Raw genomic sequence first — 14465 nt, forward strand, 5'->3', positions numbered from 1 at the left:
GCTTCAGTTCTTCAGGATGAGCGGCAGGCCCGCGACCATCAACATGGCGCGCGTGCTGGCGGCCGCGACGCGCTGGTTCAGCCGGCCGAGCTCGTCCACGTAAAGGCGCGTGACCGAGCCGAGCGGCACCACGCCGAGCCCGATCTCGTTGCTCACGACGATGACCTTGCCGCGCGCATCGGCGAGAGCGCGGTCGAAGGCATCGAATGCTTCGATGGCGGCGGGCGGCAGCGTGGCGGGCTCTTCGAAGGTGGAATCGGAAGGGCAGAGCAGATTCGCGAGCCAGAGCGTGAGGCAGTCGATCAGCACGCAGTGTCCCGCGCGATCCGCCTCGCGCAACGCGCCCGCGAGGTCGAGCGGCGCTTCGACGAGCGTCCAGTGCGCGGGCCGGCGCAAGCGATGATGCCGCACGCGCTCGGCGAACTCGGCATCGCCGATACGCGCCGTCGCGATGTAGGTGACGGGCAGGCCGCTTTCGTCGGCGAGGCGTTCGGCGTGCGCGCTCTTGCCGGAGCGGGCGCCGCCGAGGATGAACGTGATGTCGGGGATCATCGCAATATTGTACTGACGGGCTAAGATAGCGCGTCGTTCTTCATGGGAATCCTCCGATGCCCTTCACTCCGCGCGGCACGTTGATGATTCAGGGCACCACGTCCGATGCCGGCAAGAGCACGCTCGTCGCGGGCCTGTGCCGTCTCGCGCGGCGCGGCGGCGCGCGCGTCGCGCCGTTCAAGCCGCAGAACATGGCGCTCAACAGCGCGGTGACGATCGACGGCGGCGAGATCGGCCGCGCGCAGGCGTTGCAGGCGGTGGCGGCGGGCGTGCCCGCGCGCATCGACTTCAATCCGGTGCTGCTCAAGCCGACGAGCGATCGCGGCGCGCAGGTCATCATCCACGGCCACGCGCATGCCAATCTCGACGCGCGCGCTTATCACGCGTACAAGAGCATTGCCTTCGATGCCGTGTTGCAGTCGTACGCGCGCTTGCAGGCCGACTTCGACGCGGTGATCGTGGAAGGCGCGGGCAGTCCCGCCGAGATCAATTTGCGCGACCGCGATATCGCGAACATGGGCTTCGCCGAGCGCGTCGATTGTCCGGTGGTGCTGGTGGCGGACATCGATCGCGGCGGCGTGTTCGCGCATCTCGTCGGCACGCTCGCGTGTCTGTCGGAGAGCGAGCGGGCGCGCGTGCGCGGCTTCGTCATCAACCGGTTTCGCGGCGATATCGGCCTCTTGAAGCCGGGGCTCGACTGGCTCGAAGCGCAGACTGGCAAGCCCGTGCTCGGCGTGCTGCCGTATCTGCACGGCCTCACGCTCGATGCCGAAGACATGCTGCCGCGTGATTCCCGTACGCCGAGCGAAAACGCGGCGCTGAAAGTGATCGTGCCCGCGTTGCCGCGCATCAGCAATCACACGGACTTCGACGCGCTGCGGGCGCATGCTCAAGTCGATTTCGAGTATGTGCGCGCGGGCGTCGCGCCGCCGCCTGCGGATCTGATCGTGCTGCCGGGGTCGAAAAGCGTGCAGCGCGATCTCGCGTGGCTGCGCGAGCACGGCTGGGATCGCGCGATCACCCGGCATCTTCGATACGGCGGGAAAGTGCTCGGCATTTGCGGCGGCATGCAGATGCTCGGCCGCGAGATCGACGATCCGGAAGGCGTGGAAAGCGCGGCGGGGCGTGTTGCGGGTCTCGGTTTGCTCGATCTGTGCACGGTGCTCACGCCGCAAAAGCAACTGGAGAACGTCACTGGACGGCTCCTGATCGGCGCGATGAACGCGCCCGTGCGCGGCTACGAGATTCACATGGGCCGCACGCGCGGTTCGGCGCTGGACCGGCCGTTGGTCGCGCTGGATTCGGGGCGCGTCGATGGCGCGATATCGGACGATGGACAGATCGCCGCGACGTATCTGCACGGCGTCTTCGATACGCCCGAAGCGTGCGCCGCGCTGCTCGCGTGGGCGGGCGTCGAGGATGCCGCGCCGCTCGACTATCCCGCGCTGCGCGAGGCGTCGCTGGAACGGCTCGCGGATGCGTTCGCGAAGTCGCTCGATATGGATGCGGTCGCGGCGTTGTTCGCCTAGACGCGTCAGTACAAAATCATCTGCGTACACCGAAACATCGCGATCAGCTTGCCGTCGCCGTTCGTCACCGTCGCGTCCCAGACGTGCGTGCTGCGTCCGAGATGCACGGCGCTCGCCTTCGCGACGATCTTCCCCTCGCGCGCCGTCGAAACGTGATTGCTCTTGAGTTCGAGCGTCGTGAAGTTGTGCGCCTTCTCCGGCAGATGCGCGATGCATGCGTAGCCGCAGCACGTATCCGCGAGCCCGACGACGGTCGCCGCGTGCAGAAAGCCGTTCGGCGCGAGCAGTTCCGGGCGGATCACGAGTTCGCCGGTGAGCGCGCCTTCATCGAGCGAAAGCAACTGGATGCCGAGCAGATCGGGCAGGCGGCCTTTTTGGCGGTTGCGCAGGAAATCGAGCGTGACGTCGGGGCGAAGGGGCATGAGCGGTCATCCGGTCGAGAAGAGAAAGCGCGCGCCATTGGCCAACCGGCCAGCGTGCCGCGCGTGTCGTTTGCCGATATTATCAACGGCTCGAATCATGTATCCGTTCTATAACGACGAAACCGTGCGCGCGGCTTCCGCGCTTTCTCGCGCGCCGTACAAATATCAGGACATTCCATGACCGTGATCGTGGTGGCAAATCCGAAAGGCGGCGTCGGCAAGAGCACGCTCGCAACGAACCTGGCAGGCTATTTCGCCGCGAACGGCGAATGGGTCGCGCTCGCCGATCTCGACAAACAGCGTTCGGCGCACGGCTGGCTCTCGCTGCGCGTCGACACGCTGCCGAAAATCGAGGAGTGGGGCGTGAATCCCGATGCGCCCGCGAAGCCGCCGAAAGGTCTGGAAAAAGCCATCGTCGATACACCGGCCGGCGTGCACGGCAACCGGCTCGCGCTGGCGCTGCAACTGGCCGACAAGGTCATCGTGCCGTTGCAGCCGTCCATGTTCGACATTCTCGCGACGCAGGATTTTCTCGCGAAGCTGGCGAAGGAAAAGGCGGTGCGCAAAGGCTCGATACAGGTGGGCGTGGTCGGCATGCGGGTCGATGCGCGCACACGCTCGGCGGACCAGTTGCATCGTTTCGTGGAAGGGCTCGATTTGCCGGTGCTGGCGTTTCTGCGCGACACGCAGAACTACGTGCAACTCGCCGCGCACGGTCTCACCATCTGGGATGTCGCGCAAAGCCGCGTCGAGAAAGACTTGGAGCAGTGGCAGCCGATCATCGACTGGGCGCAGAAGAAATGAAAAAGCCGGCGCTCCGTGACGGATGCGCCGGCTTCGTGCGGGCAAAGCTCCGACGATTTACGTCCAGTTCTGCGTCGGCACGTGGTCGCGGCTGCCCTTGATGCGGTTGTCCTCATCGACGAACACGAGATTCGGCTTCCAGCCCGCCGCGATCTCCTTTTCGTCCACCTGCGCGAATGCCGCGATGATGACGAGATCGCCCAGTTGCGCGCGCCGCGCCGCCGACCCGTTCAGCGAAATCATGCCGCTGCCGCGCTCGCCCTTGATCGCGTACGTGGTCAGGCGCTCGCCGTTGTTCACGTTCCAGATGTCGATCTGCTCGTTCTCCAGGAGATTCGCCGCTTCGAGCAGATCCTCGTCGATGGCGCACGAGCCTTCGTAGTGCAGCTCGCAGTGCGTGACCGTCGCGCGATGAATCTTCGATTTGAGCATGGTGCGTTGCATGTTGCAGACTTCCTTCAGATTTCCAGATTGTCGATGAGGCGCGTCGCGCCGAGCTTCGCGGCGGCAAGCACGACGAGCGGCGCATCGGCGTCCGCCTCGCCCGGCGCGAGCAGGTCGGCGCGCTTGCGCACGCTCACGTAGTCGGGCTTCCAGCCGCGCTCGGCCAGCGCGTTCATGGCGTCGCGTTCCAGCGCGGCGATATCGCGATTGCCCGACAGCACGGCTTCGCGCACGCGCTGCAGTTGGGCGGCAAGCTGCGGCGCCTCCGCGCGTTCAGCAGGCGACAGAAAGCGGTTGCGCGATGACAGCGCGAGGCCGTCTTCGTCGCGCACGGTCTCGGCAGCGACGATCTCCGTCGGCAGCGCGAACTGGTGGCACATCTGCCGCACGATCATCAGCTGCTGGTAGTCCTTCTTGCCGAACACCGCGACGCGCGGCTGCACGCACGACATCAGCTTCATCACGACCGTACACACGCCATGAAAGAAGCCGGGGCGGAATTCGCCTTCGAGAATGTCGCCGAGATTGTGCGGCGGATGCACGCGATACTGCTGCGGCTCCGGGTACATGTCCTTCTCGGTCGGCGCGAACAGCACGTAGACGTTCTCGCGCTGCAGCTTTTCGATGTCGTCCTGCAACGTGCGCGGATACTTGTCGAAGTCTTCGTTCGGCCCGAATTGCAGGCGGTTCACGAAGATGCTCGCGACCACGGGATCGCCATGCTGACGCGCGAGCCGCATCAGCGAGAGATGGCCTTCGTGAAGATTGCCCATCGTCGGGACGAAGGCGGTTCGGTTCTGGCCGCGCAACTGGTCGCGCAGTTCATGGATCGAGCTGATGACTTTCATCGAGCGGGTGTCTCCTGGCGGGCGGCGTGAAAATCGGCTGCCCCGAGGCAAATGTGGGAGAAAAGCGGGTTCTTAGGCAGGAGAGTACGCCAGCCGGACGTAGATGGGCGCATACGGCTCGGCCTGCGTGATTTCGAGCAGCGATTCGCGCGACAACTCGAGCATCGCGATGAAGTTCACGACGACCACCGGCACGCCGCGCGAGGTATCGAAAAGCTCCGTGAACTCCATGAAGCGCGCGGTTTGCAGGCGGCGCAGGATGATGCTCATGTGCTCGCGCACCGAAAGCTCTTCGCGCGAAATCTTGTGATGCTGCACGAGCTTCGCGCGCTTGATGACGTCGGCCCAGGCGGCGCGCAGGTCGTTCATGTCGACATCCGGAAAGCGTTGCACCGACGCCTGCTCGATATACACCTCCGCGCGCAGGAAGTCGCGGCCGAGTTGCGGCAACTGGTCGATGCGCTGCGCCGCGAGCTTCATCTGCTCGTACTCCAACAGCCGGCGCACGAGTTCGGCGCGCGGGTCTTCGGCGTCCTCGCCGGTGTCGGCCTTCTTGACCGGCAGCAGCATGCGCGACTTGATCTCGATGAGCATGGCCGCCATCAGCAGATATTCCGACGCCAGTTCCAGATTCGACTGGCGAATCTGGTCCACGTAGCCGAGATACTGCGCGGTGACATCCGCCATCGGAATGTCGAGCACGTTGAAGTTCTGCTTGCGGATCAGGTAGAGCAGCAGGTCCAGCGGGCCTTCGAACGCTTCCAGAAAGACTTCGAGCGCGTCCGGCGGAATGTAGAGATCCGTCGGCAGCTTCCAGAGCGGCTCGCCGTACAGATGCGCGATCGCGACGCCGTCAATGGTGTCGGGCGTCGAATCGGTCGCGGGCGCGGCGAGCGCCACGTCGCGAGTTTCGCGTGCGTCCTCCCGCCTCTCTTCCCGATTACCGGCGCGCGCTGCTTGCGGCTCCTGGCCGGCGCTCACGTTCAGAAGTTCTGGTAGTACACGTAAGGCGTCTGCTTCACGCGCGAGGTTTGCTGACGCGCGCGCTCGTCCAGATCGACGGGCTGTTTGTCCCACAAGAGCGCGCGGCCGCGGCGCTGTTCGTCTTCCAGCGTGGGTTTCTGCGCTTTCAGCTGATTGATGAACTGGGTGATGTCCGACTGATACATGATCCGGCTTCCGTTGAGTCGATTCGGTTCGATGAGGGCGGCGCGCCCGGGCAAACGGGCGCGCGAGTTCGTCGGCGATTTTACCGCAAGGAGAGGCGCGGTCCACGCATATCGGCGCTTGCTGCGCTCGCGTACGGAACCCGCCGGGCCTTCGAGCCGTCCAACGGCGCACGGCTCTCGCGCCGTACCGTGCTTTTTTACGTCGCCCGCGCGCATCGATGTGGTGAAATAGCGCCTGCGCCGTGCGGCGCGAGCCGCACCGAAGCCGCATCGAAGCCGCACCGAAGCCGCACCCGCTGGACCGCTTCACCTTTCGATTCCCACTCATCCCGATGCCGGAGGTCACGTTTGGCGGGGCGTTTGTCTGATTCGCTGCGCGCGTTGCGCAACCTGGCCGCAACACCGCGCACAGCGAAACCGTTTGCGCCTCCTGGCCGCAATCGCCCGGCCGCCGTCGCCGGGTTCCGTCTGGCGTCGGCTGCGCTCGCGGTGCTTGCATTGCTTGCGGCCGCGACGCCCGCCTTCGCGAAATACGACGTGGACATCGACGCCCCGCGCAGCATCAAGAAGCTGCTGCAGGATCATCTCGACCTCGCGCGGTTCGCCAAGCGCGACGACGTGAGCGACGACCAGTTCCAGTTCCTCGTCACCGCGACGCCGAAAGACGTGCGCGATCTCGTCGCGACCGAGGGCTATTTCACGCCGGTCGTGCGCACGGACGTCAACACGGCGGGCGAGAAGCGTTCGGTGAAAGTCAGCGTCGATCCGGGTCCGCAGACGAAGGTCGCTTCGGTGGACCTGAAGTTCACGGGCGCGGTCACGACGGAAGACCGCAAGCAGGAGAACGCCGCGCGGTTCGCGTTTTCGGTGAACGAAGGCGACGCCTTTTCCCAGCACGCCTGGGACGACGCAAAGAGCGCGGCGCTGCGCGCGCTGCAATCGCGCCGCTATCTCGGCGCGCGCATCGTGCGCTCGCAGGCGCGCATCAATCCGCGCACGCAGATGGCGGATCTCTCGGTGACGTTCGACAGCGGCCCGACCTTCACCTTCGGCAAGCTCGATATCAGCGGCACGAAGCGTTATCCGCAGAAGATCATCGAAAACGTGAATCCGATCCACGAAGGCGAAATCTACGACATCGCCCGCGTGAACGAGCTTCAGCGGCAGGTGCAGAACACGCCGTATTACGCGAGCGTCGCAATCGACGCGAGCAACGACGTCACGAAACCTATCGAGACGCCGCTGCATATCAAGGTGAGCGAGTATCCGTACAACAGCGTGCGCTACGGCGTCGGCTATGCGACGGACACGGGCTTCCACATTCAGGGCGCTTACAGCTATCTGAATACGTTCGGCGCGGCGTATCCGTTCACCATCTCCGGACGCCTCGACCAGACGCAGCAGTACGGCCGCGTGCAGCTCGCCATGCCGCCGGATTCGCGCGGCTGGGTCAACGCGGTGTTCGGCTCGTACACAATCACGGACGTATCCGATACGAAGATCTACAGCGCGCGTGTCGGCGCGCAGCGTTCGCGTTCGACGCAGAACATCGACACCACGTACTCGCTGACCTTTTACGACGACCGTCTCACGCAGAACGAGCCGAACCCGTCGACCGCGCGCGCGCTCGTGCCCGCGTGGACGTGGGTGCGCCGCGACGTCGACGATCCGCTGTTCCCGCGCCGCGGCAACGTGATCCGGGCGGAAGCGGGCTTCGCCGTGAAAAACGTCATGACCGATCAGACGTTCGCGCGCCTCTACACGAACGCGCAGCAATACCTGCCGCTCGGCAAGAACGACTTGCTGGTGTTTCGCGCCGAGTTCGGCGGCGTGTTCACGACCGGGCCGTCGAGCGGCGTGCCGGCGTCGCTGCTGTTCCGCGCGGGCGGCGCGAATTCGGTCCGTGGCTATAGCTATCTGGGTATCGGCCACAATGTGTCCGGTTCGGTGTTGCCGACCAAGTACATGGTGACGGGCAGCAGCGAATATCAGCACTGGTTCACGCACGACTGGGGCGGCGCGGTGTTCTTCGACATCGGCACGGCGACCGATACGTGGCACGAGCGCGTGTTCCAGCCGGGCGTGGGCGTCGGCGCGCGCTGGCGCAGCCCGGTCGGGCCGGTCAACGTGGACGTCGCCTACGGCCTGAAGAACAAGAGCATCAAGCCGTATCTGACGCTCGGCATCGCGTTCTGAGCACGCCATGAGCGATCTTCCCGACAACGAACGCATGACGGAACCCGACGCGCAGGCAGCCGGCAATGGCAACGGCAACGGCGAAGCGCCGAAGACGCCGCCGCGCCGCAGCGGCGGTCGGCGCGCGCTGCGCTGGCTCGCGGCGCTGGTGCTCGTCGTTCTGATCGTCGTCGTGCTGGCGCTCGGTACGGTGTTTTTCGCGCTCACGACCGAGCCGGGCACGCGCTATCTGTGGCAGGCGGCGACCTCGCTCCTCGGCGGCCGGCTCACCGGCAAGCTGGACGGCGGCGCGGTCGCCACGGGCCTGCAACTGCGCGATGTCCACTGGAAGAGTCTCGACGGCAAGGGCACCGACATCGCCGTCGACAGCGTGTCGGGCCGCTGGTCGCTCACGCGCGAACCGCTGCGCTTCACGATCGACTATCTGCATGTCGGCACCATCGACGCGCGCATCGTGCCATCGAACGAGCCGAGCAAGAAGACCGAACTGCCGAAGGACCTGCGCCTGCCGATCCAGCTCGTGGTCCGCGATCTGAGCGTCGAAAAGCTGCGGCTGCATCAAGGGACGACGACCACCGAATTCTCGCGTCTGCTCTTCAACGGGCGCAGCGACGGCCGGCATCACGAGGCGGCGGTGCAGCGTCTCGACACGCCGTTCGGCGCGGTGACGGCGGCCGCGAAGCTCGACGGCGGCGCGCGGCCGTTCCCGCTCACGGGCGACGTGACCTACGCGGGCAAGGTCAGCGGCGAGACGGTGCAGGTCGGCGCGCGCCTTTCCGGTTCGCTCGAAGACCTCATCGCCGACGTGAATGCCAGCGGCCTGAAGCTCGCGGGCCAGGCGCACGTCGAAGCGACGCCATTCGCCGACGTGCCGCTGAAGCTCGCCATCGTCACCGCGGATCACATCAATCCGCAGGCGTTCAGCGCGGGCGCGCCCGCCGCCGATCTCGCCGTGCGCGCCGAAGTGAAGCCGGTGCCGGACGCGAAAACCTTCGTGGTGAGCGGGCCGGTGTCGATCGTTAACGCGAAGCCCGGTTCCATCGACAAGAAACTGCTGCCGCTCATCGACGCGCGGGCGAACGTGCGGCTCGACGCGTCGGCGCAGCGCATCGCGGATCTGAACGTGCGCCTTCTGAAGAACGCGACGATCACGGGCGGCGGCGCGCTGTCGGGCGGCAACGGACAGTTCGACCTGAACGTGGCGAAGCTCGACCTGAACGCCATCGAGCCGAGCGTGCGGCCGACGGACTTCGCGGGTCCGGTGCGCGTCGTGCTGACGGGCGATACGCAAACCGTCACCGCCGATCTCAACGATCCACGCGCCGCCATCCGCGCGCAGGCGAAGGTGAAACTCGAGCCGAAAGCGACCACGCTCGACGACGTGAAGCTGATCGTCGGGAAAGGCCGCGTGGAGGCGAGCGGCGCGCTGAAGAAAGACGCGAATTCAAGCTACGACGTGAAAGCGAAGTTCATCGACTTCAATCCGCTGCAACTGACGCAGCAACTCGTTCAGCCGAAGCCCTCGGCGAAGAAAGCGCCGGCGCAGCGCGTGATCGAGGCCCGCGTGAACGGCACGCTCGCCGCCTCGGGCATGCTCGCGCCGACGCTCACGACGAAAGCCACGTTCAAGCTGAACGACAGCACATACGACAACCTGCCGCTCACCGGCGCGGGCACGCTGCAGGTGGCGGGCATGCGCCTCTTGCCGAGCACGGCGCAGCTTTCGATTGCGGGCAACGATGTCGATCTGAACGGCAGTTTCGGCGCGCCCGGCGACCGGCTGCGCTTTCGCGTGGACGCGCCGCAACTGGAGCGGCTCGGCTTCGGCATCGCGGGCACGGTGAAGGCGGACGGCGATCTCACCGGCTCGCTCGCGCATCCAAATGTCGCGGCGAACTATCAGGCCGATGGCGTGGTGTTCGGCGCGAATCGGCTCGGCCACGCCGAAGGCCGCGCCGATATCCGCGACGGCGCAAACGGCGCGCTGAACTTCACGCTGAAGGCGCGCGACGCGAGCACGACGGGCATCGAAGTCGCGACGCTCGACGCCAATCTGAACGGCACGCGCATGCAGCACACGCTCGCTGTCACCGCCACCGGCAAGGTTCAGGGTCAGGCCGTGAACCTGGCGCTCGGCGCGAACGGCAAGTTCACCGACGCCGCCGACGGCCCGCACTGGGACGGCACCATCACGAAGCTGTCGAACAAGGGCACGCCGTCGGTGAATCTCGAAGCGCCGCTCGCGGTGAGCTACGGGCCGAAGCGCATCGTGCTCGGCGCGACGCGGCTCGTCGCGGAGGGCGCGGTGCTCGATCTCAAGTCGTTCGCGCTGGAGAACGGGCGCATGCAATCAGCCGGCACGCTCACGAATCTCTCGGTGCCGCGTTTGATGGAAGTGCGGCGGGAGATGACGGGCGAGGAATCGTCGCTGCGCACCGATCTCGTTTTCGACGGCGACTGGAACTTCTCGCTCGGCTCGACGGCAACCGGCTACGCGCAGATCAAACGCCGCGCCGGGGACGTGACCATCGACGGCACGCGCGGCGTCGCGGCGCTCGGCATTTCCGATATCGTCGCGCGCGCGGATTTCACCGGCGGCAATCGCCTGAACGCGACGCTGCATGCGCAGGCGAGCCGCATCGGCGTGATCGACGCGAACGCGCACACGACGCTCGTCACCCGCGACGGCGCGCTCACCGTCGCGGACGAAGCGCCGCTCACCGGCGCCATCGACGCAAACATTCCCGAACTGCGCACGACCGGCGGCCTGCTCGGCGCGAACTATCTGCTCGGCGGCAGACTCGCGCTGAAACTGACGATCGCGGGCATCGTCGCGAAGCCGACGCTCTCCGGTTCGCTGACGGGCGACAACGTGTCCGCGACGGTCGTGGATCAGGGCGTGCAGTTGAAGGACGGCATCATCCGGATTGCGCTGTCGGAGAATCTCGTCGACTTCCGGCAAGTGGAGTTCCACGGCGCGAGCGGCACCTTGCGCGCGACCGGCAAGGTGCGGCTCGACCAGCAGCAGCCCGACCTGACGGCGAGCATCATCGCGGACAAGCTCGAACTCTTCGCGTCGCCGGACCGGCAACTCATGCTCTCGGGCAGCGCGAGCATCGTGAATGCGGGCCTGCAGGGCGGCATGGCGATCAACGGCAAGTTCACCGTCGATCACGGATTGTTCGACTTGCCGGAAAGCTCCGCGCCCGCGCTCGGCGACGACGTCGTGGTCATGCGTCCGGACGGCACTGTGAAGGGCGAGAACGCGAAGTCGTTCGAAGCCGCGACGGAAAAGCCGGTCGGGCCGTTCACGCCGCGCGCGAATATCGATATCGACCTCGGGCAGCGGTTCCGTTTCAAGGGCGCGGGCGCCGACCTCGGGCTCGCCGGCACGATTACCGCGATGAGCGCGCCGAATATGCCGCTGCGCGCGGTCGGCAACGTGCGCGTGACGCCCGGATCGACCTACACGGCGTTCGGCCGCAAGCTGAACATCGAGAACGGCTTCTTCACGTTCAACGGCCCGGTGACGAATCCCGGCCTCAATATTCTCGCGATGCGCCGCAATCAGGAAATCGAGGCGGGCGTGCAGGTGACGGGCACCGTGCAGTCCCCGGTGGCGAAGCTCATCTCGGAGCCGAACGTGCCGGACAACGAAAAACTCTCGTGGCTGCTGTTCGGCCACGGCACCGATCAGGGCAACAACATCGGCCAGCAAAGCGCGATGACGAGCGCGCTCGCGCTCCTCGGCGGGTCGAGCGGCAAGCGCATCGCGCAGACCTTCGGGCTCGACGAGTTCTCCATCGGATCGAGCGAAGTCGGGCTGACGGATCAGCAGGTCGTGCTGGTCTCGAAGGCGATCAACGAGCGGCTCGTGATCGGCTACGAGCAGGGGCTGCAGTCGGCGGTCAACGCGGTCAAGGCGACGTTGAGCCTGTCGCGCTTCTGGTCCGTGACGGCGTATGGCGGCACGTATCAGGGCGTCGATCTGTCGTACACGCGGCGGTTCAATTCGTGGATGCGGCTCTTTGCGTCGAGCTCGACGGATTCGCGTTCGGCGGAGCAGCCTTCGGCGGCATCGGGCGCGCCGGGCGTGTCGGCGCCGTTCGGGGCATCGGCGACGGCGGTGGATTCGGATTGAGCGCCGCGCGTCGCGCTGAGAACAAGAAGCTCTCCGCGAATTCGCCGGGGACCGTTTGCGACAGGTTATCGGGCCACTTTCAGTCGCATCCCTCTCATCTCAAGTTGCCCAGCGGCGCCCACGCCTGCCACCGAAACACGACCATCGCCTCGATGTTCGTGATCGTTGATCCACCAAGCAGCCGCAGCTTCCTGAAACGTGGCTTCGGCTGATCACCCCATTTCGTCTAATGCTTCGCTGACTGCGAGTCGTTGCTCGATTTTCATAACGGCGTTATGATTTTTCGAAAGCCACGGCGCGGTCATTAATACGCGGAGCGGTCCACGAATCAGCATGGATGTCTTGCCTCTGATGGCATGCGTGCATCCGAGAGGCGGGCGATGAAAGCGGAACCAACCAAGCAAGCTCCGGCACAGCCGGCTCCCAAGGCGTTGCGGCGATACTTGTCGCTCGATGACTTCGAGATCGCCGCGCGGCGGCATCTTCCGCGGCCCATATTCGGGTACATCTCGGGTGCGGCCGAGCGCAACGCATCGCTGGACGACAACGAACGGGCGTATTCGGAATATCGCTTCGTGACGCGCGTACTTCGAGACGTGTCCCGGCGCACGCAAGCCACGACACTGCTCGGCAAGACCTATCGCGCTCCGTTCGGCATCGCGCCGATGGGCATTTCCGCGTTATCCGCTTACCGTGGCGACCTCGTGCAAGCACAAGCCGCTCGCGAAGCCGGCATCCCGATGATCATGAGCGGCTCGTCGCTCATTCCTCTTGAGACAGTGGCCAAGGAAGCGTCCGGCACATGGTTCCAGGCCTATCTTCCCGGCGAGCCCGAGAAGATTCGCGCGCTGATCGAACGTGTCGAACGCGCCGGCTACGACACGCTCGTTCTGACAGTGGACACAGCCGTGCTCGCCAATCGCGAGAACAATATCCGCACGGGCTTTTCGACACCGCTGAAGCCGAGCATGCGGCTCGCGTGGGACGGCGTCACGCGCCCCCGATGGCTCTTCGGCACCGCGCTCAGAACGCTCGTCAACCACGGCATGCCGCACTTCGAGAACTCGTATGCGACGAGAGGCGCGCCCATCTTCTCGGGCCGCGTGGTGCGGGATTTCGGCGCGAAGGACCATCTGAACTGGAGCCATGTGCGTCAGATCCGGGCGCAATGGACCGGAAAGCTGGTGATCAAGGGCATCATGGCAACCGACGACGCGATCGCCGCGCGAGATCATGGCGCCGATGGAATCATCATCTCGAACCACGGCGGGCGACAGCTGGACGGCACCGCCGCGCCGCTTCGCGTGCTGCCTGGAATCGCGAATGCAGTCGGTCACGACATCGCGGTGATGATCGACGGAGGCATCCGGCGGGGTACCGATGTTCTGAAGGCGCTCGCGCTCGGCGCGGATTTCGTCTTCGTCGGCCGGCCGTTCAACTATGCCGCCTCGGTGGCCGGCAAGGCGGGCGTCGCGCACGCAATCGCCATCCTGCAAGCAGAGGTGCAACGCAATCTCGGCTTGCTCGGCGTCGTCGGCATCGACGAATTGACGCCGGACGTCCTGATCAGGTTGCCGGAAGGCGTGGCTGCAAGCCAGAGGTACGGGCAATGAAGTCCAGCAATAAAGACGATGAACAAATAGACCGGTCAGTCGCCGCTGTCGACAGGACGCTTTCCTTGCTCGAAGCGTTTCTGGGCGAACCTGGCGGCCGGTCGCTGTCGGATCTGGAACAGCAAACGGGGCTCTTCAAGAGCGTCATTCTCCGATACATGCTTTCGCTCGAAGCGCGCGGCTTCGTGCACAAGGAGCAAAACGGCATGTACCGGTTGGGCTACAAGGCCGCCCAGCTCGGCCGTGCATTCGAAAGCAGCGTGGGGCTCGTGACGACATTGCAGCCGGTCGTCCAGCGGCTCAGCGACAAGACCGGCGCGAGCGCGTCAGTCTATGTGCGGGACGGCGACGCGCGCCTGTGTCTGCTGCGGGCGGAACCCGAGCGTGATGTTCGCGTGGCGATCCGCGCCGGCACGCGGCGTCCAATGGACAAGTCGGCGTCGAGTCTCGCTTTCAAACACTTCGAGCGCAAAACCGTGCAAGCATTCGCGAGTGCCGGCGTGGCGGGCATCGTTTCGTCGGCGGGCGTCGGTGACCCGCTGCTCGCGTCGATGGCCGCGCCGCTTTTCGGTATCTCCGATGCGTTCGTCGGCGTGCTGACGCTTTCAGGCGTGATCGGTCACTTCGATGTGGACGATGAGCGTATCCGCTCGCAACTCTTCGACGAAGCGCTCGCTGCCAGCGCATTGCTTGGCGCGGCGCCGTGAATCCGCGTCACGAATCTGCCGCGTCGGCCGCTGCGTGATC

12 protein-coding genes are annotated in these 14465 nt (G+C 65.6%); 6 read left to right on the forward strand and 6 right to left on the reverse strand.

Going from position 1 to position 14465, the window contains the following annotated elements:
* Positions 1-3 precede the first annotated feature (3 nt).
* Positions 4-552 carry a bifunctional adenosylcobinamide kinase/adenosylcobinamide-phosphate guanylyltransferase gene (cobU, locus tag LDZ24_RS03030; RefSeq protein ID WP_248321504.1) on the reverse strand — a complete coding sequence of 183 codons (549 nt, stop codon included), beginning with the start codon at positions 550-552 and terminating at the stop codon, positions 4-6.
* A gap of 56 nt (positions 553-608) precedes the next feature.
* Between cobU and LDZ24_RS03035 the strand changes: the two genes are divergently transcribed.
* Entirely contained in the window at positions 609-2081 is a 1473-nt protein-coding gene (locus LDZ24_RS03035; RefSeq protein WP_248321506.1) for a cobyric acid synthase, read from the forward strand.
* Positions 2082-2086: 5 nt separating this feature from the next.
* Here LDZ24_RS03035 and LDZ24_RS03040 read toward each other — a convergent pair whose 3' ends face one another.
* Entirely contained in the window at positions 2087-2503 is a 417-nt protein-coding gene (locus LDZ24_RS03040; protein WP_248321508.1) for a PaaI family thioesterase, read from the reverse strand.
* Positions 2504-2680: 177 nt separating this feature from the next.
* Between LDZ24_RS03040 and LDZ24_RS03045 the strand changes: the two genes are divergently transcribed.
* On the forward strand, positions 2681-3307 hold the full coding sequence (locus LDZ24_RS03045; protein WP_248321509.1) for a ParA family protein: 627 nt from the start codon (positions 2681-2683) through the stop codon (positions 3305-3307).
* A gap of 57 nt (positions 3308-3364) precedes the next feature.
* Here the strand turns inward: LDZ24_RS03045 and panD are convergent, their stop codons facing one another.
* From panD to LDZ24_RS03065, 4 genes are all read right to left on the reverse strand, one after another.
* Complete coding sequence (panD, locus tag LDZ24_RS03050) at positions 3365-3751, reverse strand: aspartate 1-decarboxylase (protein ID WP_248321511.1); 387 nt, start codon at positions 3749-3751, stop codon at positions 3365-3367.
* 14 nt (positions 3752-3765) lie between these two features.
* A complete protein-coding gene (panC, locus tag LDZ24_RS03055) occupies positions 3766-4599 on the reverse strand; it encodes a pantoate--beta-alanine ligase (RefSeq protein WP_248321513.1) in 834 nt (277 codons plus the stop codon).
* A gap of 72 nt (positions 4600-4671) precedes the next feature.
* Complete coding sequence (locus tag LDZ24_RS03060; RefSeq protein WP_175940607.1) at positions 4672-5499, reverse strand: ScpA family protein; 828 nt, start codon at positions 5497-5499, stop codon at positions 4672-4674.
* 83 nt (positions 5500-5582) lie between these two features.
* Entirely contained in the window at positions 5583-5771 is a 189-nt protein-coding gene (locus LDZ24_RS03065) for a DUF3460 family protein (protein WP_175940608.1), read from the reverse strand.
* Between the two features lie 465 nt (positions 5772-6236).
* On the opposite strand from LDZ24_RS03065, the gene LDZ24_RS03070 reads away from it, so the two are divergent.
* The 4 genes from LDZ24_RS03070 (at position 6237) to LDZ24_RS03085 (ending at position 14425) form a co-directional block, all read left to right on the forward strand.
* On the forward strand, positions 6237-7964 hold the full coding sequence (locus tag LDZ24_RS03070; protein ID WP_371747405.1) for an autotransporter assembly complex family protein: 1728 nt from the start codon (positions 6237-6239) through the stop codon (positions 7962-7964).
* Between the two features lie 34 nt (positions 7965-7998).
* Positions 7999-12105 (forward strand): translocation/assembly module TamB domain-containing protein, encoded by a 4107-nt coding sequence (locus tag LDZ24_RS03075; RefSeq protein ID WP_248322260.1) that lies wholly within the window; start codon positions 7999-8001, stop codon positions 12103-12105.
* Positions 12106-12485: 380 nt separating this feature from the next.
* Positions 12486-13718 carry an alpha-hydroxy acid oxidase gene (locus LDZ24_RS03080; protein WP_248321515.1) on the forward strand — a complete coding sequence of 411 codons (1233 nt, stop codon included), beginning with the start codon at positions 12486-12488 and terminating at the stop codon, positions 13716-13718.
* Positions 13715-14425, forward strand: a complete 711-nt coding sequence (locus LDZ24_RS03085) for an IclR family transcriptional regulator (protein WP_248321517.1) — start codon at positions 13715-13717, stop codon at positions 14423-14425. The genes LDZ24_RS03080 and LDZ24_RS03085 overlap by 4 nt, the downstream gene beginning before the upstream one ends.
* Positions 14426-14465: the final 40 nt, after the last annotated feature.

Source organism: Caballeronia sp. Sq4a (genome assembly GCF_023170545.1).
Taxonomy (GTDB): Bacteria; Pseudomonadota; Gammaproteobacteria; order Burkholderiales; family Burkholderiaceae; genus Caballeronia.

Coding starts and splice junctions, on each gene's coding strand:
- LDZ24_RS03080 (WP_248321515.1), top strand. CDS start 12,486: ATGAAAGCGGAACCAACCAAGCAAGCTCCGGCACAGCCGGCTCCCAAG.
- panC (WP_248321513.1), bottom strand. CDS start 4,599: ATGAAAGTCATCAGCTCGATCCATGAACTGCGCGACCAGTTGCGCGGC.
- LDZ24_RS03035 (WP_248321506.1), top strand. CDS start 609: ATGCCCTTCACTCCGCGCGGCACGTTGATGATTCAGGGCACCACGTCC.
- panD (WP_248321511.1), bottom strand. CDS start 3,751: ATGCAACGCACCATGCTCAAATCGAAGATTCATCGCGCGACGGTCACG.
- LDZ24_RS03085 (WP_248321517.1), top strand. CDS start 13,715: ATGAAGTCCAGCAATAAAGACGATGAACAAATAGACCGGTCAGTCGCC.
- LDZ24_RS03040 (WP_248321508.1), bottom strand. CDS start 2,503: ATGCCCCTTCGCCCCGACGTCACGCTCGATTTCCTGCGCAACCGCCAA.
- LDZ24_RS03045 (WP_248321509.1), top strand. CDS start 2,681: ATGACCGTGATCGTGGTGGCAAATCCGAAAGGCGGCGTCGGCAAGAGC.
- cobU (WP_248321504.1), bottom strand. CDS start 552: ATGATCCCCGACATCACGTTCATCCTCGGCGGCGCCCGCTCCGGCAAG.
- LDZ24_RS03075 (WP_248322260.1), top strand. CDS start 7,999: ATGACGGAACCCGACGCGCAGGCAGCCGGCAATGGCAACGGCAACGGC.